21 protein-coding genes are annotated in these 21,509 nt (G+C 43.8%); 4 read left to right on the top strand and 17 right to left on the bottom strand.

Features of this window, described 5'->3' with window-relative positions:
* Window positions 1–33 precede the first annotated feature (33 nt).
* The 3 genes from mreBH (at window position 34) to UJ203_RS10510 (ending at window position 2,621) form a co-directional block, all read left to right on the top strand.
* Window positions 34–1,041 carry a cell shape-determining protein MreBH gene (gene mreBH, locus UJ203_RS10520; RefSeq protein WP_024121252.1) on the top strand — a complete coding sequence of 336 codons (1,008 nt, stop codon included), beginning with the start codon at window positions 34–36 and terminating at the stop codon, window positions 1,039–1,041.
* A gap of 102 nt (window positions 1,042–1,143) precedes the next feature.
* Window positions 1,144–1,275: a protein YkpC gene (locus tag UJ203_RS10515; protein ID WP_105954157.1), complete on the top strand. Its 132-nt coding sequence runs from the start codon at window positions 1,144–1,146 to the stop codon at window positions 1,273–1,275.
* A 113-nt stretch (window positions 1,276–1,388) separates the two neighbouring features.
* Window positions 1,389–2,621, top strand: a complete 1,233-nt coding sequence (locus UJ203_RS10510; protein ID WP_044156760.1) for an aminopeptidase — start codon at window positions 1,389–1,391, stop codon at window positions 2,619–2,621.
* A 27-nt stretch (window positions 2,622–2,648) separates the two neighbouring features.
* On the opposite strand, the gene UJ203_RS10505 is transcribed toward UJ203_RS10510, so the two are convergent.
* Complete coding sequence (locus UJ203_RS10505; RefSeq protein WP_322010520.1) at window positions 2,649–3,560, bottom strand: ketopantoate reductase family protein; 912 nt, start codon at window positions 3,558–3,560, stop codon at window positions 2,649–2,651.
* Window positions 3,561–3,620: 60 nt separating this feature from the next.
* A complete protein-coding gene (locus UJ203_RS10500; RefSeq protein WP_024121248.1) occupies window positions 3,621–5,240 on the bottom strand; it encodes an ABC-F family ATP-binding cassette domain-containing protein in 1,620 nt (539 codons plus the stop codon).
* A gap of 184 nt (window positions 5,241–5,424) precedes the next feature.
* Here UJ203_RS10500 and UJ203_RS10495 point away from each other — a divergent pair, with 184 nt between their 5' ends.
* Window positions 5,425–5,694, top strand: a complete 270-nt coding sequence (locus UJ203_RS10495) for a hypothetical protein (RefSeq protein ID WP_322010517.1) — start codon at window positions 5,425–5,427, stop codon at window positions 5,692–5,694.
* A 35-nt stretch (window positions 5,695–5,729) separates the two neighbouring features.
* Here UJ203_RS10495 and sipT read toward each other — a convergent pair whose 3' ends face one another.
* From sipT to UJ203_RS10420, 15 genes are all read right to left on the bottom strand, one after another.
* The gene (gene sipT, locus UJ203_RS10490) at window positions 5,730–6,311 is read right to left on the bottom strand and encodes a signal peptidase I sipT (protein ID WP_044156035.1); all 582 of its coding nucleotides are present in this window, start codon (window positions 6,309–6,311) and stop codon (window positions 5,730–5,732) included.
* A gap of 142 nt (window positions 6,312–6,453) precedes the next feature.
* Window positions 6,454–8,358: a fructose-specific PTS transporter subunit EIIC gene (locus UJ203_RS10485; RefSeq protein WP_322010515.1), complete on the bottom strand. Its 1,905-nt coding sequence runs from the start codon at window positions 8,356–8,358 to the stop codon at window positions 6,454–6,456.
* A gap of 14 nt (window positions 8,359–8,372) precedes the next feature.
* Entirely contained in the window at window positions 8,373–9,284 is a 912-nt protein-coding gene (gene pfkB, locus UJ203_RS10480; protein ID WP_101860676.1) for a 1-phosphofructokinase, read from the bottom strand.
* Entirely contained in the window at window positions 9,281–10,036 is a 756-nt protein-coding gene (locus UJ203_RS10475) for a DeoR/GlpR family DNA-binding transcription regulator (protein WP_044156039.1), read from the bottom strand. Before UJ203_RS10475 ends, pfkB begins: the two co-directional genes overlap by 4 nt.
* Window positions 10,037–10,314: 278 nt before the next feature.
* Window positions 10,315–11,508 carry a sporulation-delaying-protein transporter subunit SkiZ gene (skiZ, locus tag UJ203_RS10470; RefSeq protein ID WP_059352849.1) on the bottom strand — a complete coding sequence of 398 codons (1,194 nt, stop codon included), beginning with the start codon at window positions 11,506–11,508 and terminating at the stop codon, window positions 10,315–10,317.
* Window positions 11,505–12,197 (bottom strand): ABC transporter ATP-binding protein YknY, encoded by a 693-nt coding sequence (gene yknY / locus UJ203_RS10465; RefSeq protein WP_101860675.1) that lies wholly within the window; start codon window positions 12,195–12,197, stop codon window positions 11,505–11,507. The genes skiZ and yknY overlap by 4 nt, the downstream gene beginning before the upstream one ends.
* Complete coding sequence (locus UJ203_RS10460) at window positions 12,198–13,334, bottom strand: efflux RND transporter periplasmic adaptor subunit (RefSeq protein WP_248336852.1); 1,137 nt, start codon at window positions 13,332–13,334, stop codon at window positions 12,198–12,200.
* Between the two features lie 4 nt (window positions 13,335–13,338).
* A complete protein-coding gene (gene yknW, locus UJ203_RS10455; RefSeq protein WP_024121240.1) occupies window positions 13,339–14,034 on the bottom strand; it encodes a toxin SDP protection protein YknW in 696 nt (231 codons plus the stop codon).
* A gap of 121 nt (window positions 14,035–14,155) precedes the next feature.
* Window positions 14,156–15,970, bottom strand: a complete 1,815-nt coding sequence (locus UJ203_RS10450; protein WP_322010501.1) for an ABC transporter ATP-binding protein — start codon at window positions 15,968–15,970, stop codon at window positions 14,156–14,158.
* A 10-nt stretch (window positions 15,971–15,980) separates the two neighbouring features.
* Complete coding sequence (locus tag UJ203_RS10445) at window positions 15,981–17,738, bottom strand: ABC transporter ATP-binding protein (protein ID WP_202852479.1); 1,758 nt, start codon at window positions 17,736–17,738, stop codon at window positions 15,981–15,983.
* 238 nt (window positions 17,739–17,976) lie between these two features.
* Window positions 17,977–18,210 (bottom strand): molybdopterin converting factor subunit 1, encoded by a 234-nt coding sequence (gene moaD, locus UJ203_RS10440; RefSeq protein WP_105990735.1) that lies wholly within the window; start codon window positions 18,208–18,210, stop codon window positions 17,977–17,979.
* Window positions 18,203–18,676: a molybdenum cofactor biosynthesis protein MoaE gene (locus tag UJ203_RS10435; protein ID WP_105990734.1), complete on the bottom strand. Its 474-nt coding sequence runs from the start codon at window positions 18,674–18,676 to the stop codon at window positions 18,203–18,205. The genes moaD and UJ203_RS10435 overlap by 8 nt, the downstream gene beginning before the upstream one ends.
* Window positions 18,676–19,197, bottom strand: a complete 522-nt coding sequence (gene mobB, locus UJ203_RS10430) for a molybdopterin-guanine dinucleotide biosynthesis protein B (protein ID WP_322010497.1) — start codon at window positions 19,195–19,197, stop codon at window positions 18,676–18,678. Before mobB ends, UJ203_RS10435 begins: the two co-directional genes overlap by 1 nt.
* On the bottom strand, window positions 19,158–20,450 hold the full coding sequence (glp, locus tag UJ203_RS10425) for a gephyrin-like molybdotransferase Glp (RefSeq protein ID WP_202852477.1): 1,293 nt from the start codon (window positions 20,448–20,450) through the stop codon (window positions 19,158–19,160). Before glp ends, mobB begins: the two co-directional genes overlap by 40 nt.
* A 17-nt stretch (window positions 20,451–20,467) precedes the next feature.
* Complete coding sequence (locus tag UJ203_RS10420; RefSeq protein WP_322010495.1) at window positions 20,468–21,487, bottom strand: MoeB/ThiF family adenylyltransferase; 1,020 nt, start codon at window positions 21,485–21,487, stop codon at window positions 20,468–20,470.
* Window positions 21,488–21,509: the final 22 nt, after the last annotated feature.

Raw genomic sequence — 21,509 nt, 5'->3', positions numbered from 1 at the left:
CATATAAAATCAGGATAAAGATTGGGTGAAAACATGTTTCAATCAACTGAAATTGGAATTGACTTAGGAACAGCTAATATACTTGTTTACAGCAAAAATAAAGGAATCATCTTAAATGAACCTTCTGTTGTCGCAGTAGATACAACGACTAAAGCAGTGCTTGCGATCGGGACTGACGCGAAAAATATGATCGGTAAAACACCGGGAAAAATTGTCGCTGTCAGACCGATGAAAGACGGCGTTATCGCTGACTACGACATGACAACTGATTTGTTAAAGCACATCATGAAAAAAGCCGGAAAGAGCATCGGCATGTCGTTCAGAAAGCCGAATGTCGTTGTGTGCACACCATCAGGCTCAACCGCAGTAGAACGCCGCGCCATCAGTGACGCGGTGAAAAATTGCGGAGCGAAAAACGTCCATTTAATTGAAGAACCGGTGGCAGCTGCAATCGGAGCGGATTTGCCGGTTGACGAGCCGGTTGCTAACGTGGTGGTAGATATCGGCGGCGGGACGACGGAAGTCGCGATTATTTCCTTTGGAGGCGTTGTCTCCTGCCATTCAATCAGAATTGGCGGAGACCAGCTTGATGAGGATATCGTTGCTTTTGTGCGGAAAAAGTACAATTTGCTGATCGGTGAACGCACAGCTGAGCAGGTTAAAATGGAAATTGGCCATGCATTGATTGAGCATGTGCCGGATGCAATGGAAATTCGCGGACGTGACCTTGTAACTGGGCTACCGAAAACCATTATGCTTCAATCAAATGAAATTCAAAACGCGATGCGTGAATCTCTCCTTCATATTCTTGAAGCGATTAGAGCCACACTTGAGGACTGTCCTCCTGAATTAAGCGGAGACATTGTCGATCGCGGCGTAATTTTAACAGGCGGCGGGGCGCTTCTTAACGGGATCAAAGAATGGCTGTCAGAAGAAATCGTAGTACCTGTACACGTGGCGCCAAACCCTCTTGAATCCGTGGCAATCGGCACCGGCCGTTCTTTAGAGGTGATTGATAAGCTCCAAAAAGCGGTTAAATAATCCTTTTCTCGCAAAATCTCATAAAGTAATTGAAATTCCTGCTTCTTTTTTCCTCTCTCGCTTCATATTGTGGGAAATGGAGAAACGATAAGGAGGAAACAGATGCTTAGAGATTTAGGAAGACGGGTAGCGATTGCAGCCATTTTGAGCGGAATCATTCTTGGGGGCATGAGCATTTCACTGGCAAACATGCCTCATGCGCCTGAAGGCACTGTAAAAATAAATCATCCATAAGTGTTGAAAAGCCCAAGACCATTTTGTTTTGGGTTTTTCTCTTTGCACTCCTTTCTTTTCTTTATAGGAGATTATTTGATATGATGAGAAAAAAGCACGAGGAGGAAAGATTGATGGATACATTTTCAGAGAAACTAAATACATATGCCCAGCTGGCGGTTGAGGTCGGCGTTAATGTCCAAAAAGGCCAGTATGTGGTGGTAAATGCTTCGACGGAGGTGCGCGATTTCGTCCGTCTGATTGTAAAACATGCATATGAAAAAGGCGCAAAAAATGTAACAGTGAATTGGCAGGATGACGAAGTGGCCAAATTAAAATATGAACTGGCGCCGTTTGAAGCCTTTGAAGAGTATCCTGAATGGGAAGCGAAAGGCAGAGAAGAGCTTGCCAAGAAAGGAGCTGCTTTCATTTCAGTCGTATCCTCAAACCCAGATTTACTGCAAGGGGTAGATTCCAAACGGATTGCCGCCTTCCAAAAAGCTGCAGGCAAAGCGTTACATACATACAGACAATACATTCAATCTGATAAAGTGAGCTGGACTGTCGTCGGTGCTGCATCAGCAGGTTGGGCTCAGAAAGTATTCCCTGGCAAATCAGAAGAGGAAGCGACACAGCTCCTGTGGGAAGAAATTTTTAAAGCCACACGCGTAAACGAAGAAAATCCGGTTCAAGCGTGGATCAATCATGATCAAAACCTTCATGAAAAAGTTGATCATTTGAACCAAAAACATTATGCCGCTTTACATTACCAAGCTGAAGGAACTGATTTAACAATCAAGCTGCCGAAAAAACACGTTTGGGCAGGTGCCGGAAGCGTAAATGAAAGCGGCCATGAATTTATGGCCAATATGCCGACAGAAGAAGTATTCACACTGCCGCAAAAAGACGGGGTAGACGGGTTTGTATCGAGCACAAAACCGCTCAGCTACGGTGGGAACATTATCGAAAACTTCACGCTCACATTCAAAAACGGCCGTATTGTTGACATTAAAGCCGAAAAAGGAGAAGACATTTTAAAAGAATTGGTCGAAACAGATGAAGGCTCTCACTATCTTGGTGAGGTAGCTCTTGTTCCGTACGATTCGGCTATTTCACAGTCAAATATTCTTTTTTACAACACTTTATTTGATGAAAATGCGTCAAATCACCTGGCGATCGGCAGTGCCTATGCTTTTAACATTGAGGGCGGGAAACAGATGTCTCGCGAAGAGCTTGTCAAAGAAGGCTTAAATGAAAGCATTACCCACGTAGACTTTATGGTTGGTTCTAAGGATATGAACATTGATGGAATTACTGAAGACGGAAAAAGAGAGCCTATCTTTAGAAATGGAAATTGGGCTTTTTAAATAAAGAAGGAGGCTTTCGCCTCCTTCTTATTTTTTTGCTTCATACATTTGCAGATTGGCATAAACTGTTTCTAATATTGGTGTTGAAAGAGACAAACGCTTTGCTTTATCAAGCAAAAAGCCGTGCAGATGATCTCCTTCAGTCGTTTGGCCATTTTCCATATCACGGAGCATGGAGGATTTCATATGATAAGACATGCTTGTCATTGTGCGGAAGCTGTCTTCTTCAAGCTCTGGATCAGCGGGAACTCCTTCCTTGCGCAAGATCATGCCGATTTCCCCAATGAGTGTTCGCGCAGTATGCTGCCCGCTCTCTGTTTCAAGGATTGGTCCAAGCGGCCTTTGAAATAAGGTTGTCATTCCTGCTTGTGCTGCAATAAACAGATATTTTTTCCAGATGTCCTTCTCAATATGCCCGCTAATGATGACCTCTGCCTTCACTCCTGCAAATGCTTCCTCAAGCTCTTTTATCCGTTCCGTGCGCTCACCGTTCCATTCACCGAACACAAAGCGATGCGACGCACTTGTATGGTTGATTTCTCCCAGATTGTTTAAAGCACTTTCTATGAAACACAGCCCGCCCAGCACCCGATCTTTCGAAAATGCCGTAAATAGCTGCTCATAGTGACGATAACCGTTTAAGAAAGGAATAATGATTGATTCGCTGTGGACAAAAGGTTTGACATCGCTAATCACCTGACCGAGTGAATATGCTTTAGAAGCGATGATGATCACATCAAACTGTTCTTTTTCTCCTGCAGTGATTACTGCGGGCTGAAAGGACACGTCACCCTTTTCACTATGAATAACTAGTCCTGTTTGTTTTAACTGTTCAGCTCTTTTTTGACGGACAAGAAACGTCACCGCATTCCCTTTCTCTGCAAGCCGTCCGCCAATATAACCGCCTACTCCACCTGCTCCGACAATTAAAAATTTCAAGTTAATGTCCCCTTTCTTTTCTATGTACAAAAAAAAGCAGAGAATTCTCTGCTTTTTTTATTACGCGTATAGTTCAGCCAGTTTTTTCTGCACATCAGCATTTTCAAGGAACTCGTCATAGCTCATTTGCTTGTCAACAATGCCATTAGGCGTAATTTCTATGATTCTGTTGGCAATCGTCTGTACAAACTGATGGTCATGTGATGTAAACAGCATAGCGCCTTTAAAGCTGATTAAGCCATTATTGAGCGCTGTAATAGATTCTAGGTCTAAGTGGTTGGTCGGTTCATCCAAAATTAAAATATTGGCGCCAGAAAGCATTGCTTTCGAAAGCATGCAGCGAACCTTTTCTCCCCCGGATAAAACATTTGCTTTTTTGTGTACTTCTTCACCGGAAAACAGCATGCGTCCTAAGAAGCCGCGTAAAAAGCTCTCACTTTGATCATGAGGAGAATATTGGCGAAGCCAGTCTACAAGATTTAAATCACTGCCTTCAAAATATTCGCTGTTGTCTTTAGGGAAGTACGCTTGAGATGTCGTCACGCCCCATTTAAACGTTCCGCTGTCAGCTTCCATTTCCCCGGAAATGATTTTGAACAAAGTAGTAACAGCCAATTCATTACGCCCTGTAAAAGCAATTTTATCTTCTCTATTCATAATAAAGCTGACATTGTCGAGAACTTTTACACCGTCAATTGTTTTCGTTAATCCTTCTACCCGGAGAACGTCATTACCGATTTCTCGTTCCGGTGTGAAATTAACGTAAGGATAACGGCGTGAAGACGGTTTAATATCATCAAGAGAAATTTTATCAAGAAGTTTCTTTCTTGAAGTCGCCTGTTTTGATTTAGACGCATTTGCGCTGAATCTGGCCACAAACTCTTGAAGCTGTTTAATTTGCTCTTCTTTTTTCTTATTCGCTTCTTGAGAAAGCTTCAAAGCAAGCTGGCTTGATTCATACCAGAAATCATAGTTTCCGACGTAGATTTGGATTTTGTTAAAATCAAGGTCAGCAATATGTGTACACACTTTATTTAAAAAGTGACGGTCATGGGATACAACAATCACAGTGTTTTCAAAGTTAATCAGAAACTCTTCCAGCCACTGAATTGCCTGAAGATCCAAGTGGTTCGTCGGCTCATCAAGAAGCAGGACATCGGGCTTGCCGAATAATGCCTGAGCCAAGAGAACCTTCACTTTTTCGGAACCGCCAAGGTCTTCCATCTTCTTCGTGTGAAGATCTTCTGAGATGCCGAGACCTTTTAGAAGGATCGCAGCTTCACTTTCTGCTTCCCATCCGTTCAGCTCTGCAAATTCACCTTCGAGCTCTGCCGCACGAATTCCGTCTTCATCCGAGAAATCAGGCTTCATGTAAATTGCGTCTTTCTCCTGCATGACCTCGTATAAACGCTTATGTCCCATAATCACAACTTTTAGCACTTCATACTCTTCGTACTCAAAGTGGTTCTGTTTCAGGATGGCAAGACGCTCGCCAGGACTCATATGAACATCGCCTGTCTGAGGCTCAATTTCTCCTGATAACACTTTCAGAAACGTTGATTTACCAGCACCATTGGCACCAATTAACCCGTAACAGTTGCCTGGGGTAAATTTAATATTTACATCTTCAAATAACTTGCGATCCGCAAAGCGCAAGCTCACATTATTTACAGCAATCATTTAATATCCTCCATCATGTCTATCATCATTAAAAGTATACCATGAATGGAAGACAAGAGAAATGCTTCCCTGATAAAAGCAGGCAGAAACACTTCTACACTAAAAGGGAGAAGCTGTGGTACAATTGAAGGCAAAGAGGATGCATCCAGATGGAAAAACATACATTCTTACTCGGAGGAACACATTGAGGCTTTTAACACTGACTGAATATTGCTTATTGATCTTTTTTACAGGCTTTTACCTTGCCGTAACTGGCTTTACCGCCAAAGATATCGGCTTATATATCGGGATCGCCCTGATTTATATCTTCTCACATATCTTCTCTAAACGGTTATTAGAAAAACGCGGCAAAGAGAACAAGCAAGTGCATCTTTTCTTCAGTGTGCTGGCCATTATCGGTTCAGTATTTGTCACTGTATTATGCATTGCATTGGTCGCTACTTTTTCCAATTAAAAAACGCCTGCTGTCCAAAGGCCAGCAAGGCGTTTTTATTTGGTTTGGCGCATCTCATTAAACGGGAAAAATACAAACTTCGACGTACCCACAATCCGATCTTCCGCAATCAGTCCGAGGCCATTTCTGCTGTCCATGGAGTTTAGCCGGTTATCCCCCATGACGAAATATTTGCCTTTCGGTACTTTCACCGGGCCAAAGTCGCCTGTAAGACTGACACCAAGCTTTTCTGCCTCTTTTTTGTTTTTAGACAAATAAGGCTCGGCAACTTTTTTTCCGTTTATATAAAGCGTGTCATCCTTCATTTCCACGGTTTCTCCAGGCTTACCGATCAATCGTTTGACGTAATGGATTTTTGAAGTCTCACCATTGATAATGACGATATCTCCCCGCTCCAGGTCACCGATATAGTGTACCGTTTTATTGACAAACAGTCTTTCGCCGTCATGTAAAGTGGGGTACATAGATGAACCTTCGACTAAATACGGTTCAAATAGGAAGTGGCGGATAATGAGTGCCAGCAGGACAGCAATGACAATTGCTTTTCCCCATTCCCAATACGTATTGGTTTTTTTCTTCCCCGCTTTTTCAGTTTTTGTTTGATTTTCTTCGGTCAAAGTGTTTCCTCCTAGACGATTGCTATGTCAGTTGTTTCCCTTCTTTTACTTTATCATAATTTATTATAAAATACATAACTTAACCGCGCTGCCGCGAGAAGATAGAGAAAAAGCGTCCTTTAGTAACAGGACGCTTTTTTCCTTATTTTTCAGTTACAGGTTTTTTCACGATACCTAGGATCATCGCCATAACCACAGCACCAATTACAATACTTAATAAGTAAAGGAGCGGATGGTTTGTAATAAAGGCTACGAATATGCCTCCGTGAGGTGCAGGAAGGGTTACACGGAAGAATTCAGTTAATCCGCCGGCAACCGCTGCACCGACCACAGCAGCTGGAATTACGCGAAGCGGATCAGCCGCAGCAAACGGGATTGCGCCTTCTGTTACGAAAGCCGCACCCATGAAGTAGCATGTAATACCTGCTTCACGGTCACGCTGAGAGAACTTGTTTCTGAAAATTGTTGTTGCAAGTGCGATACCTAATGGAGGAACCATACCGCCGGCCATGATCGCTGCATGAGGCGCATAGTTGCCTGCATCAATCATCGCGATACCGAACGTGAAGGCTGCTTTATTAAGCGGACCGCCCATGTCGATCGCCATCATACCGCCTAAAATAATACCCATTAACACTAAGTTTCCAGTACCAAGGCTTTGAAGCCAGTCTGTTAAGAAATTCATGAATGCTGCTACAGGTGTATTGATTACAAATTGCATTAATACACCAGTGATAAAAATACCAAACAGCGGATAAATCAACACAGGCTTCAATCCATCAAGTGACTGAGGGATAAACACAAATACTTTTTTCAATAAAATCACGACATAACCAGCAAGGAATCCGGCAATCAAACCGCCTAAGAATCCAGCATTCGCTTGAGTGGCCATAAACCCGCCGACCATACCAGGAGCAAATCCCGGACGATCTGCAATACTCATCGCGATAAAGCCGGCCAGAACTGCAACAATCAGTTTTAATGCGTTGTCGCCGCCGATAAAGTTCAATGCTGCAGCAAACGTATTGTAGCTAGGATCATTCGGATCTGAAGAATGGATACCCCAGAAGAATGAAATTGCAACGAGTATACCGCCGCCCACTACGAATGGAAGCATGTTGCTGACACCGCTCATAAGGTGCTTATAAAACGCGTTTCCAATGCCGCCAGATTTGGCTTTTGGTTCATTTTCATCACTTTGTGCAGAAGAACCGCCGCCGCTGCCTTGATAAATCGGTGCGTCTTGGTTCACCGCTTTTTCGATAAGCTCTTGCGGACGTCTGATACCTGCCGTTACTGGAACCTGAAGCACGCGTTTGCCTTTAAAGCGCTCCATTTCAACCTGCTTGTCCGCTGCGACAATGATTGCAGGTGCATCTTCAATTTCTTGAGCAGTTAACTTGTGCTTAATACCGCTTGAACCATTTGTTTCAACCTTAATCTCAACACCAAGCTCTTTCGCTTTTTCTTTAAGGGCATCCGCTGCCATGAAAGTATGGGCGATACCTGTCGGACAAGCTGTAACCGCTAGGATTTTACCTTTTCCGGCTGGTGCTGGTGCCGTTTCTTCTTCTTCTTCCTCTTCGTCATCATCTTTATCATGCTGATTGATAATGTCAATAATCGCGTCTTCTGATTCAGCTTCAAGCAGCTGTTTGCGAATTTCTTCACGCATTAACAGCGTAGACAGTCTTGACAGTGCTTCAAGGTGAGTGTTGTTTGCACCTTCAGTCGCTGCAATCATGAAGACCAAGTGTGCCGGCTGGCCGTCTAGTGATTCATAATCGACACCGTCTTTTGAACGCCCAAACGCAATCGCCGGGTTGATAACGCTTGCCGTTTTCGCATGCGGAATAGCAATTCCTTCACCGATACCCGTTGAACTTTGGCTTTCACGATTTAAAATGGCTTCTTTGTAGGCTTGTCTGTCATTTAATTTTCCAGCCTTATCAAGAACTGTGACCATTTCGTCAATAACGTTTTCTTTTTCTTTGCTTTCAATATTAAGCTTTATCGTATGCTTCGTTAAAAGCTCAGTTATTTTCACTTTTGTTTCCTCCTCTATAGACGTGTGACCTTAACTTCAGGAAGAAGCTGCTGGACAAATTCTTCTGTACCAAGTTCCTCAGAAAACGCGGTAGCGCTGCCTGATGTAACTCCTAAGCGGAAAGCCTCTTCAAGCGGCAGCTGCTTGGAAACACCGGCAAGAAAACCTGCAACGACAGAATCTCCTGCTCCGACTGAGTTTACTAATTTCCCCTTTGGTACGTTTGCAAAGTAAACGGCATCCTTCGTAAACAGAAGCGCTCCGTCACCGGCCATGGATACGATTACATGCTCAGCGCCTTGTTCTACAAGCTTTTTCCCATAAGGAACAGCTTCTTCAACAGATGAAATCGTCGTTCCGAACATTTCACCAAGCTCGTGATGGTTCGGCTTCATCAAAAACGGTTTCATTTCTGTTGCTTTCATAAGCGCTTCGCCAGAGATATCTAACACAACACGCGCGTTCTGCTGTTTGCAAGCCTCTGCGATTTTTTCATAGGTATCTTGAGGCAGTGAAGAAGGAATGCTCCCAGCAAGAACGACAATATCCCCCTCTTGCAAAGATGTAAACTGTTCTAAAAAGGCATTGAAATCTTCGTCTGAAATCGTTGGTCCCTGACCGTTAATTTCCGTTTCATCACCTGTTTTCAATTTTACATTGATGCGGGTATCTTCTTTTACTTCAGAAAAAGCCGTTTCCAGGTTTTCTTCGCGCAAAAATGTTTTGATATATTCTCCGGTAAATCCGCCGATAAATCCGAGCGCTTTTGACTGAACATGATGTCTTTTCAGCAGTCTCGATACGTTGATGCCTTTTCCCCCTGGATACTTTGTATCGTATGCGGAACGGTTCAGGCCTCCTACAGTAAAATCTTCAACGTGAACAATATAATCGACAGATGGATTAAGTGTTACAGTATAAATCATGGTTTCACTACCTTTACGACAGTTTTTTCTTGGTAATTATCGAATGTAAGCTCTTCAGCGTCAGTCGTAATGATTGTTGCGTCGCCTATGCCGGCAAATGCCGAAAATGAAATTTCTCCAAATTTCGAAGGGTCCGCTAAGACGTAAGCGTGTTTTGCCTGTTTGACAGCCTTCGTTTTCAATAAGGCTTCATCAGGGTCAGGCGTTGTAAAGCCGGCCTCTGTATGCACACCGTTTGCCCCCAGAAAACTCTTATCGAATCTGTACTGATCCATGGCAATCAGTGAAGCGCCTCCGATAACCGCGCCCGTTCTGTGCTTTACATATCCTCCAAGCAGATAAAAAGATATTTCTTTCCTTATCAATGCGTCGATGTGCATAACCCCGTTCGTGACCACAACGATATCTTTGCTTTTATCCATAAAATCAATCATGTGCAAAGTCGTCGTGCCCGCATCGAGATAAATGCAATCCCCTTCCTCCAAAAGTGAAGCGGCTTTTTCAGCAATTTTCAATTTGTCTTGAAGGTTTTTGGATGATTTTTCAAGCATATCAGGTTCAAGTCTGATATCGGAAAGCTTGGCAGCTCCCCCGTGAACACGCTTTAAAAAACCGCGTTCTTCAAGCGTTGATAAATCTCTTCTGATTGTAGATTCAGAAGCATTTGTAAGATTTATGAGCTCTTGAATCTTTACCACATCATGCTTTTCTATTTGATCAATAATCAACTGATATCTTTCAGGAGTTAGCATGCTTCACCTCCTAATGAAAACGTATTCATTTTGAATACAATTTCATTGTAAACGCTTTTTTTACAATAGGCAACTAAAATCATTCAAATTCATTCAATAACTATCAAAATCTTTCACGTTTCTCCATATTAACGTATGTATATAGGGTTTGTAAACTGTAAATTCGACAAAAATAAGGACAATTGTATGACTTTTTCTTCTTATCTTAATGTAAAAAGTCTTTTATATTCATAGTAAAAAGCACCAAAACATAAAAAACCTCATGCATATGCATGAGGTTACTCGTAACGCAGCGCTTCAATCGGATCGAGCTTGGCAGCTTTATTTGCAGGAAGCATTCCAAAGACAACGCCAATAAGCATACTGAACAGCACGCCTCCGCATACGACCTGCCAGGATACTAATGACGGCCAGCCGGCAATGGCAGAAACCAGCGCTGCTCCTCCGTATCCGATCCCGATCCCAATCAGTCCGCCGATGAGCGTTAATACGACTGATTCGATTAAAAACTGGGTCAGAATTTGTCCTCTCGTCGCTCCGAGAGACTTCCGAATCCCAATTTCCCGCGTTCGTTCTGTCACTGACACGAGCATAATATTCATGACACCGATTCCGCCAACTAAAAGCGAAATGCCTGCAATTGAGCCGATAATCGTGGTCATAATTGTTGTGATCTTTCCAATTCCTGCTGCAATCTCTTCCATGTTCATTACTTGATATGAATCCTCAGTGCCATGATGGTCATTCACCAGCTGTGCCGCTTCTTTTCCGATAGATTTTATATCATCAGCCGATTCGACCTGCAATGACACATTACTGAAGTCACTTGTACCGAAAGACGATTTCATCATATTAAACGGCACATACATTTCACTTAGTCCGAAAGACAGCAAACCTGTTTCTTTCTTCAGCACACCGATAATTTCCACAGGCTGGCCGTTTACCCAGACAACTTCACCGAGAGGAGAGGATTTATCAAACAGCTCTTCGGCCATTTTTTGTGATATAATGCCCGCCCTTTTTCCCGCAAGAAAGTCATTATCAGTAAAGGTTCTCCCGCTTTCTATTTCTAAGGAATTCACATTCATATATCCGTCGTTGATTCCGTTAATGGTTACATCGGTTTCTTCCTCATGATAACGCGCCTTCATGCTTTCAGAAGTCGATGCAACCACTTGTTTTATCCCTTCTATATCTTTTAATCCGCTAATATCGTTTTCTGTAAAAGTTGACTCCGTTACGGCGTTCGGATTGCTTGCAAGCTCTTCGTCACTCGGCATGTAGTATAGTTCCACCGTATTCCCCGGACCGCTGATGGACTGCTTAAGCATTTGCTCGCCGCCCTGTCCTACAGCAACGACAACAATAACAGAGCCAACACCAATTATGATTCCGAGCATCGTTAAAATGGAACGCATTTTATGTGCAAGAACAGAGCTCAAAGCCATTCTGACGTTTTCTAACAGACTCATTCCCCCACGCTCCTTTGTCCGGAGCCGGGAGGAACAATTTCTCCGTCTCGCACCATGATGACCCGGTTCGTGCAATCTGCAACTTCCGGCTCATGGGTGACAAGTACAATCGTTGTTCCCTCGTCGTTTAACGCTGTAAATTGGTCCATAATCGCTGCACTTGTTTTCGTATCCAACGCGCCAGTCGGTTCATCCGCCAAAATTAATTTTGGTTCATTGACGATTGCCCTCGCAATGGCCACACGCTGCTTCTGACCGCCGGATAACTCATTCGGCATATGGAGCATTCGATCGGCTAATCCGACCTTTTCTAAAGCTCTTTCGGCTCTCTCTTGGCGTTCTTTTTTTCCAATGCCGGAATAAATCATCGGCAGCTCGACATTTTTTTTAGCGTTCAGCCGCGGAAGAAGCTGGAATTGCTGAAAGACAAAACCGATGGATTTGTTGCGGACTGCGGCCAGTTCTTTGTCTTTATAAGATGAGATGTCTTCACCGTCCAGCTTATATATACCGGAAGTCGGACGGTCTAGACAGCCGATAATATTCATAATCGTTGATTTTCCCGATCCTGACGGCCCCATGATCGAAACGTATTCCCCTTGATTGATGTTCAAATCAATCGAATGAAGAACATCAAACGTTTCTCTGCCGATCTGGTAGCTTTTTCGCACATTTGAAAGCTGAATCATTTATGCTTTCACTTCCGTTCCGTCAGCCAAATCATCAGCAGGATTTAAAATGACTTGATCATCCTTAGAAATTCCTTCTTTTATTTCCGTTACATCATCTGTTACTTCACCGATTTTGACGTCGACTCGCTTTGCTTTACCGTCCTTTACTGTATACACATAATATTGATCATCTTCTTTTTTAACTGCCTTAGAAGGAAGCGTATTGGTTTTCCGCTTATCCGTTTCGATATTCATAATGAATTTAAAACCTGGCTTTCCTTCAGGAAGATCACCTTTTATTTTGACTTGAAGCGGATATTGTACCGCCTGATCTGTGCCAGCTGCTGCCGCGGCGTTATCCTGCTGATCCGGCACTAGTCCGACAGCTGAAACTGTACCTTTCCATGTTTTATCCTGAATGACATCTGAAGTGAGTGTGACCTTTTGGCCTTTTTTGACTTTAAGTGTATCGTATTCAGACAATTTCCCTGAAACGACAAGGTCTTTAGGATTGCCGATATGTATGACGGGCTCTTGAATATCTGACTTTTTTGATGCCGCTTCCTGGTTGACAGAAATCACAGTGCCTTCGATCTCGCTTTTCACTTGAAGATCTGACACTTGATTGGCAAGCGACTGCCGCTGAAGCTCTGTTTGCTTTAATTCTATCTGAGCCGTTTTTTCCTGCATTTCAAGCTCTGTGCGCTCAGAGTCAACTTGTTTTTCTGCTTCTTTCTTTCCAAGCTGTTTTGTCAGTTCTTTTTCTTTACTGTCCAACGCTTGTAGCTTTTCTTGAATCTGATCGATTTGCAGCCGGTTCGATTCAGCGGTCAATTGATTCTGTTCTTTTTCCAGACTAAGCTGCTCATTCGTATAAGTGACTAACGGCGTACCCTTTTTAACTTTGTCGCCTTCCTTCACTTTAATGTCGTTCAAAGTTCCTTTATCGGCTTCATAAAACACATATTGTTCATTTGAAAATTTAAGTGTGCCTGGAACCATAACCGTTGACGATATCTTTTTTTCTTCTAGACTGCCCGTCTCCACCTTCTGGCCGGCGCTGCCGCTTGTCGGAGCGGCAGACCGGTAAATATTAATTCCTATAAAAAGAGCGACTAATGCTGCAATTCCAATTCCGACCCAGACTTTTTTCATCTATTTATGCACCTGCCACAGAGTTTATCGCCCCTGAAACAAACGAAAATGCGACCAAAAGGACGAAAAGAATAATAACAGATATCCACCCTGCTTTTTTGGAGATGCCTCCCGTTTTGTGAAGACCGATCGCTAATAATACATAGCTCCAAATGCTGAAGATTTCAAATGTATTTAATACATTGGCTAAAGGCATGTCTGAAGGAATAATTCCCGCAAGTGACGTCATGCTGTAAAGTGAACTTGTGTCAGTTGTAAAAGCAACAATTCCGTTGATTAATAATCCTAAGCTGCTGATTAAGGAGACAAACAGACCGAGAGAAAGCATTTTCTTATACGTCGTTACGCCTCCTGATATTTTCACACAGAGCCAATAAATGAGAGGTGCAATAAATAAAGCTGCAATTCCGCCGAGAATCGAACCTGCCATTGCTCCAAACTTGGTAATAGTGGCGACAGTTGAAATCTGCTCAGGCGATAAACCTTCAGTATCCGTCGCTTTAAGAAGCTCGCTATAATCTGTTCCGAGACCCTGCAATACAGCACCAACTATGATGATTGCCGCAACAATTAAGAGCGGGCCCCATACAACCGGCCTTTCTCTTATTCTCTCAAATTGAGTTCCAGGACTTGTGATCACTCCAAAAAGGGATGGCTTTTCAGTTGACACTCCGCCGTTTTTTTCTACATTTGCTTCCATATATAAAACCTCCTTGAACATATCTAGCTGATAATACGAAAGGATCTAAAAAAAGTTTCATATTTTTTTAAAAAATATCCAAATCATTCAACAGGCCTTCAGATTTTCAAGCTGAAGGCTTTTATTCGGCAGCTATGCTGTATTGCGCTTTCACCAGTCCTGCATAAATACCTCCTTTCGCAAGCAGCTGTTCGTGGCTGCCCTCTTCCATTTTCCTGCCGTGATCAAGAACGATGATATGGTCGGCGTCGCGGATCGTGGACAGTCTATGGGCAATCATGACGGCTGTACGGCCTTTCAGCAAAGTTTTTAAAGCCTGCTGGATTTTGACTTCTGTCTCTGTATCAATGCTTGCCGTGGCTTCGTCAAGAATGATAATAGCAGGATCTGCGAGCAGCGCTCTTGCGAAGGAAATGAGCTGGCACTGACCGGCGGATAATACGCTGCCCCTTTCTTCCACTTCTGTTTCGTATCCTTCTGCTAAACCAGAAATAAACTCATCCGCTCCGACTGCTTGAGCAGCTTTTATCACTTCTTCGTCTGACGCATCCGGCCTTCCGAAACGAATATTTTCCATAATCGTTCCGGAGAAAATAAACGTATCTTGAAGCACAATGCTGATTTGAGAGCGTAAACTGGCAATGGACAGGTCTTTTACCGGAGTGCCGTCTATTTTAATGGTTCCTCCTGTTGCATCATAAAATCGGCTGATTAAATTGGCAATCGTTGTTTTTCCGCTCCCTGTGTGTCCGACAAGTGCAAGTGTCGAGCCTGCAGGAATAGAAAAGGAAACGGCATGAAGTGCCTTTCGTTTTTCATCATAAGAAAATTCAACCTCTTCAAAGCTGATATGGCCTTTAATATTTTTCTTGTGAATGGCATCCCGCTTTTCCTTGACGTTCGGCTGTTCGTCTAAAAACTCGAAAATCCGCTCTGACGAGGCCATCCCCATTAACAATTGGTTATAAACCTGGCCTAATCTTGAAATAGGCTCCCAAAACATGCCTAAATAGAAGGCGAAAGATACGAAGACACCTATTGTAATGGTTTGGTTCATGATGAGTGTGGCGCCATACCAAATTAATACAGCCGTTCCTATCGCATTTGTCATTTCTACCAGCGGACGGAACACAGCATTTTTTCTTGTTGCTTCCCGCCATGATTGATAGTTCTCCTGATTGACTCCGTCAAAATACGCCATGTTTTCTTGTTCCTGCGTGAAAGCCTGCGTTACGCGGATACCTTGTATGCTTTCGTTTAAATGAGAGTTCAGCTTTGATTGCTTCAGACGCACCGTTTGCCATGAACGGCGGATTTTTTTTCTGAGACTTGTTGAAATAAAAAACATAATCGGCAGAGTCACCATGATGGCTATGGTCAGTTCAGGACTCAGCGTGAATAAAATGATGACAACTCCCGCCAAAAGCAATAAATCTGTTAATAAGTTAATCACGCCGCTTGTGAAAAGCTCCTGAAGGGAGTTAATGTCATTCATAATTCTGACGAGAATAGACCCTGCCGATCTCTGATCAAAAAATCGGTGGGACAAGCGCTGCACATGCGTAAATAAATGCTGGCGCAAATCGTAAATGACATGCTGGCCAAGCTGGTTCATCCATCTGATCCTTAGCATATTGGCTGCATAATTAACAGCGTATAAAACGCTGATCAAAATAATCAGCTGCATCAGCAATTCCGAATTCTTTGCTGTAATGGCTTGATCGAGAACATAAACACCGATCAGAATGGGAATGACAAGCTTCACAGCTGTCCCAATCAAAACGGTGAGAAAAGAAAGCGGCAGAATTGTTTTTCGGTATGGTTTGACATAGCTTAACAGCCGCCACATTTGAGCCCAGTTAAACGGTTTTTCAATGATTTCATCTGAAGAATAATAGAAACGCTCCAAAATCCCCTGTTTTTTTGCTTGTTTCATATGTTCCTCCCTATCCGACCTGATGCGGCTCATTTATCATATTGACATCCCGGTATTGCAAATCGTATATCTTTTTGTAATAGCCGTTCTTGGCAAGAAGCTCGTGATGATTGCCTCTTTCACGAATGCTACCTTTATCAAAGACAAGAATTTCATCTGCGTGTTTCAGTGAAGAAATGCGGTGAGCGATGATAAAGGTTGTGCGGTTTTTCATGACTTCTTTTAACGCAAGCTGTATGCTGTGCTCAGTTTGCATATCTACTGCACTTGTGGCGTCATCTAATATTAAAATGCTCGGGTTTAAACAGATGGCTCTGGCAATAGCAATACGCTGCTTCTGGCCGCCTGAAAGCCCCAGCCCCCTTTCTCCAAGCATGGTGTCATATCCGTCAGGCAGTTCCATAATAAAATCGTGGGCCTGAGCTCTTTTTGCCGCATTTATAATGTCGCCCATCGAAGCATCCGGCTTCCCGTATGAAATATTTGATCGAATAGTAGATGAAAATAGGAATGATTCTTGAAGTACAACTCCAATATTTGAGCGAAGGGTTTTTAATGAATAATCTGTGATAGGTTTATGATCAATCGTGATGATTCCGCCTGCAGGACTGTAAAATCTAGTGAGGAGCTGTGTGACTGAGCTTTTTCCAGATCCCGTAGGGCCCAAAAGTCCGATCATCTTTCCGCTTTTTGCTTCAAAGCTTACATTGGAAAGCGCGTTCGTTTGTTCATTTCTGTATGTGAGAGTTACATCTTTGAATGAGACATCTCCGGTTAGCTTTGGCTGATGTAAAGCATGAACGTGGTCTTTAATGTCTTCCTCTTCATCAAGAATGTCTAACAGACGCTCTCCTGAGGCTTTTGCCTGAGAAAACATATTAATCACAAAACCTAAGTTCATGATTGGCCACATCATATAATTGACCAGACTGAAGAAAGCGACAAGCTCACCCGGATTCAGCTGATTTTGCATGACCAAATAGCCGCCGTATGAAAGAAGAGCCACAATACAAATATTGCCGATAAACTCCATCAGCGGAAAATACGCAGACCAGATGGATGACGTTTGTAAATATTTTGTTCTGTAGGCCGCATTTGCCTTATTAAAGGCGCTGATTTGAAAATCTTCTCTTGATAGTGACTTAACTGTGTTGATGCCGCTGATATTTTCCTGCACCTTTGTATTGAGTTTCGCAAACGATTTTCTGATGCCTCGGAAGGCGGGGTGTACTCTTTTGTCAAACTGATATACTGCGACCGCCAGAAAAGGCAAAGCAGCGATTGTTACCAGCGTAAGCGGAACCGAATAGTAAAACATGACCGATAAACTGATCGCAACCAGCAAGCCGAATCGAATAAACTCAGCAAGCCCGTAGGATAAAAAAAACCTGAGCCCTTCAACATCGGCTGTCAGCCTGGACATCAAATCACCTGTTTTTGCGTTGTCATAGTAAGAAAAAGAAAGCCTCTGCAGTTTTGCATACAGGCCATTTCTCAGCCGATAAACAGATTTGATGCCAAACATATCACCTAAATACTGATGAAAAAAAGTAGCGGTTCCTTTTACAGCCATAACCGCAATAAATCCCAGACTGATCCATGCTGCAAGCTGATACTGCCTCCCGAGTACGATCTCATCGATTGTAATTTGCAGAATGATCGGATAAACGACCGTAATGACTGTCATCAAAAGCATCGCCAGAAGCGACCACATAAACACCTTTCTGTACGGCCAATAAAATGCTTTTAATCTTTTAAATGTCTCCATACCCAGCACCCTTCCAGTTTTTTCACCCTTACTATATCGATTCCCGAAATAAATTTCTATCATTTTTCGAAAATTCAATCTAATGGTGGAGATGGTCTCTTACTTTATATGGCGGGACTTATGTAAAATAAATGCCTACAGAAAATCATTGTATGCAGGATGATGAGCAGGATATGCAAAAAACGGAGAGATATGGCTTTTAACGCAAAAACCGGACGGCTTTATCGCCGTCCGGTTTTCATCCCCCGCTGACAGGTGGAATAACAGCCACCTTGTCACCGGAAGATACTGAGGTATTTTCTTTGACGTAGTTTTCATTTACAGCAATCATAGCCGTATCAATTGATTCAAGTCCGTATTGTTCCTTTAATACCGCTTTTATATCATCGGTTGTTGCTTGTTCCATATCAATTTCAAGCGTTGACGTGCCGGCCTTTTCAGCAAGTCCCGCAAACAAAAGAATGTTAATCACGCTGCTCCCCCTCACTTACATCTGGTTTTCCATTCGGATAAGCTGTTGTCTCAAGCTGGTCACCGATCCATTGCTCTCCGTCTTCCCAAATTTCTTTTTTCCAAATAGGCACAATCTGTTTAATGCGTTCGATTGCATACTCATTGGCTTCATAAGCGGCTTTTCGATGGGGAGAAGACACAGCGATGACAACTGCCGCTTCGCCGATATCCAGTACACCGATCCGATGTGTGATAGCAGCCGAAGCACCTTTCCATTTCTCTTCTATTTCAGCCCCGATTTGGGCCAGCATCTGCACAGCCATCGGTTCATAAGCCTCATATTCCAGCCGGATTGTTTTTTTTCCGTTTGTCCACTCCCGAACTGTCCCGATAAACGTGGTAATAGCTCCGGCTTCCCGTTTCTCTACTTTCTTTATGATATCTTCAGTAACGATGGGTGTTTTCGTAATCTCAAACCGTCCCATTACACAGATTCCCCCTTCAGCTGTGAAAGCACATACTCAACTGCTGCAGGATCATCCGCGTGAAAAACGGGTAATCCTTGGTGTGCAGCCATTTGTTTTTTTTCTCTGTATATAATTCCGATTATATTTACTGCCTGCAGTTCAGCCAGATCATCCTTATCTCGTACTATTACTACTTTAGGATAAGGAGCTTTTTTAAAGCCTTCTATGAGCAGGCAATCCATATCGAGAAAGCGATATAACTCGATCAGCTGCGGGAGATCCCATTTACGGCGGGCCGTAAGCTGTAAAACACCCGCTCCTTCTACTGCTGTTACATCAGCTCCCGCAGCTTGGTAACGGTCAGTGTCTTTTCCTTCAGTGAATGCTTCCGGTTCGCCGCCATGACCGTGATGCTTCAGGCAGCCTGCATGCAGTCCCTGTTGTGCGGCTTTTTTAAGAATATGCTCTATCAACGTTGTTTTTCCGCTGTTTTGGAATCCTACAATTTGGACGATCGGGAAAGGACGGACCAAGGCCACTCACTTCCATTCTCTTCTCTGATCAGCAGCACGTGGACCGTTCTGCCTGATTCGTAACCTCTCGTACCGCCCGGCAGGATGATAAACGCATTCGCTTCTGCAAGTGAAGTGACAGAGCTTGACTTATCTAATCCAACGGGAGCCGCTAACAGCTTTCCTTCCTGATGGTGTACATAAGCACGTACAAATCGGGTAAAAGGATTCGGCTTCGGAAAGTCCTTAGTTAAAACAGCTTCTGCGCAAATTGGATGCGGTTTATCATGAAGCAGCCATGACCGGATCATCGGTTTTACAAACAGTTCAAAACCGACATAGCAAGCCGACGGGTTACCTGACAGCCCAAACAGCAGCATATCGTTTGCATGAGCCACGGTCGTTACACTTCCCGGGCGCATAGCAACTTTATTAAAGAGCACATCAGCTCCGAGCCTTTCATAGATTGCAGGCAAAAAGTCAAAGTCACCCACTGACACGCCGCCTGTTGTGATTAGAAAATCAACCTTTTCCATTGCTTCCTCGACCGCAGCAAAGCTTTGATCAAGATCATCGGAGATTTTCCCTAAGTAAAGAGGTGAAGCGCCCGCTTCGATAACTTGTGCATATACCATACTGGCGTTGCTGTTACGGATTTTTCCCGGCTCCAGCGGGTCACTGACATTCAGCAATTCAGTGCCGGTAGCGATAATCCCGACAACAGGCTTTCTCACGACAGGCACAGAAGCGTATCCAAAGGTTGCCAGAAGAGCTGTTACCCCCGGGGTAATTCGCGTGCCCTTTCTGACTAAAACACTCCCTTTTTGAGCATCTTCACCTGTTTTTGAAATATTATCCCCTGGCTGGAAGCGGCGTTTTAAAGACATAAACGGCTGACCATTCTCTTCAAAGGTTTGAGTCAGCTCAATCATGACCACGGCATCCGCGCCTTTTGGAATTTGCGCACCTGTCATGATCCGCACTGCCTGAAACGCAGCAAGTTCTTTCTCAGATACAGCCCCTGCTCCGATATGGTCAATGACCTCAAAGCGGACAGGGTGCTCGCGTGAAGCTTCAGCCGTATCACATGCTCTGACAGCAAAACCGTCATATGGCGAACGGTCAAATGCAGGCACATGGTGATCTGCCGTTACATCTTCAGCTAAAAATCGGTGAAGGCTGTTTTCAAGCGCCACCCATTCTGTTTCCCCTCGTTTTTGAAATCGGCTGACACGCCGAACAGCTTCATCTACCGGTATCGGTGTTCTTTTCTCCAGCATTCTAAACCCTCCTGTTGTTACAATCCGATTACTCTTGCCAACACAGAATTGGCTTCTTTCACATCACTTGTTCCGTGTATCAGAGCCCGTCCGTCATTAAAAATGACGATTCTGAAACTTTCATAATAGATATGAAGCAAAAATGCATTGGCCTCTACCTTGCCGATTGTTTTCAGCCGACTGGCGAGCTCCTGCTTCGGTATTCTTTTTAATGACTCTGATCTGACTTGAACCGTATCACGGCCGCACAGCACAGCCGCTTTTGGCGTGTTCCAGTCTTGAAGATAAGGATAAACTGCGTGTGCGCCGCATGACGGACAATCTTCGACTCGTACATTGCTAACGTTGATTTTCATATGTGAATTGTTCCAGACATCAAACGTGACAAAGCCGCGCTGTATCGCTTCTGTGTTTCCCGTTAACAGTTTCAGCGCCTCCGCCTGCTGATAGGCTGAAACCATATGGACAGCAGGCGGAATAATCCCCGCTGTATCGCACGTCGCTCCGCCGACAGGAATTTGCTCAAACAAACAAGACAAACAAGGTGTCTCCCCCGGAATAATTGTCATGAACATCCCTTGGCTGCTTACACAAGCGCCATAAATCCACGGTGTCTTTGTTTTCTGAGCTAGGTCGTTGATAAGCATGCGTGTTTCAAAATTATCTGTTGCATCGATGACAACATCCGCTTTTTCGATCAGCGGTTCAAGCGTTTCAGCCGTCCCCTCTGTAACGTATGCCTCAATATGTATGCCGCTGTTAATAGCGGATAAATGTTCTTTGGCAGCCATAGCTTTTGGCATGCGGAGTTCCGCATCGCTTTCTGTATAGAGCTGCTGCCTTTGCAGATTGCTCCATTCTACATAATCACGGTCAATGATGGTGACGGTTCCAACTCCCGCTCTCGACAGCCCTTCAGCTCCGGCTGTTCCGAGCGCTCCTGCTCCTACGATCAGCACGCGGCTGTCTGCCAGTCTTTGCTGGCCCTCTTCTCCAATTTGCTTAAATCTGATTTGCCGTGAATAACGCTCTTCCATCAAACCTGATCTCCTTATCTTT

Origin of the sequence: Bacillus sp. V26 (assembly GCF_034296245.1) — a bacterium.
GTDB classification, from domain to species: domain Bacteria; phylum Bacillota; class Bacilli; order Bacillales; family Bacillaceae; genus Bacillus; species Bacillus halotolerans.
This window is presented reverse-complemented; position numbering and strand designations above follow the sequence as displayed.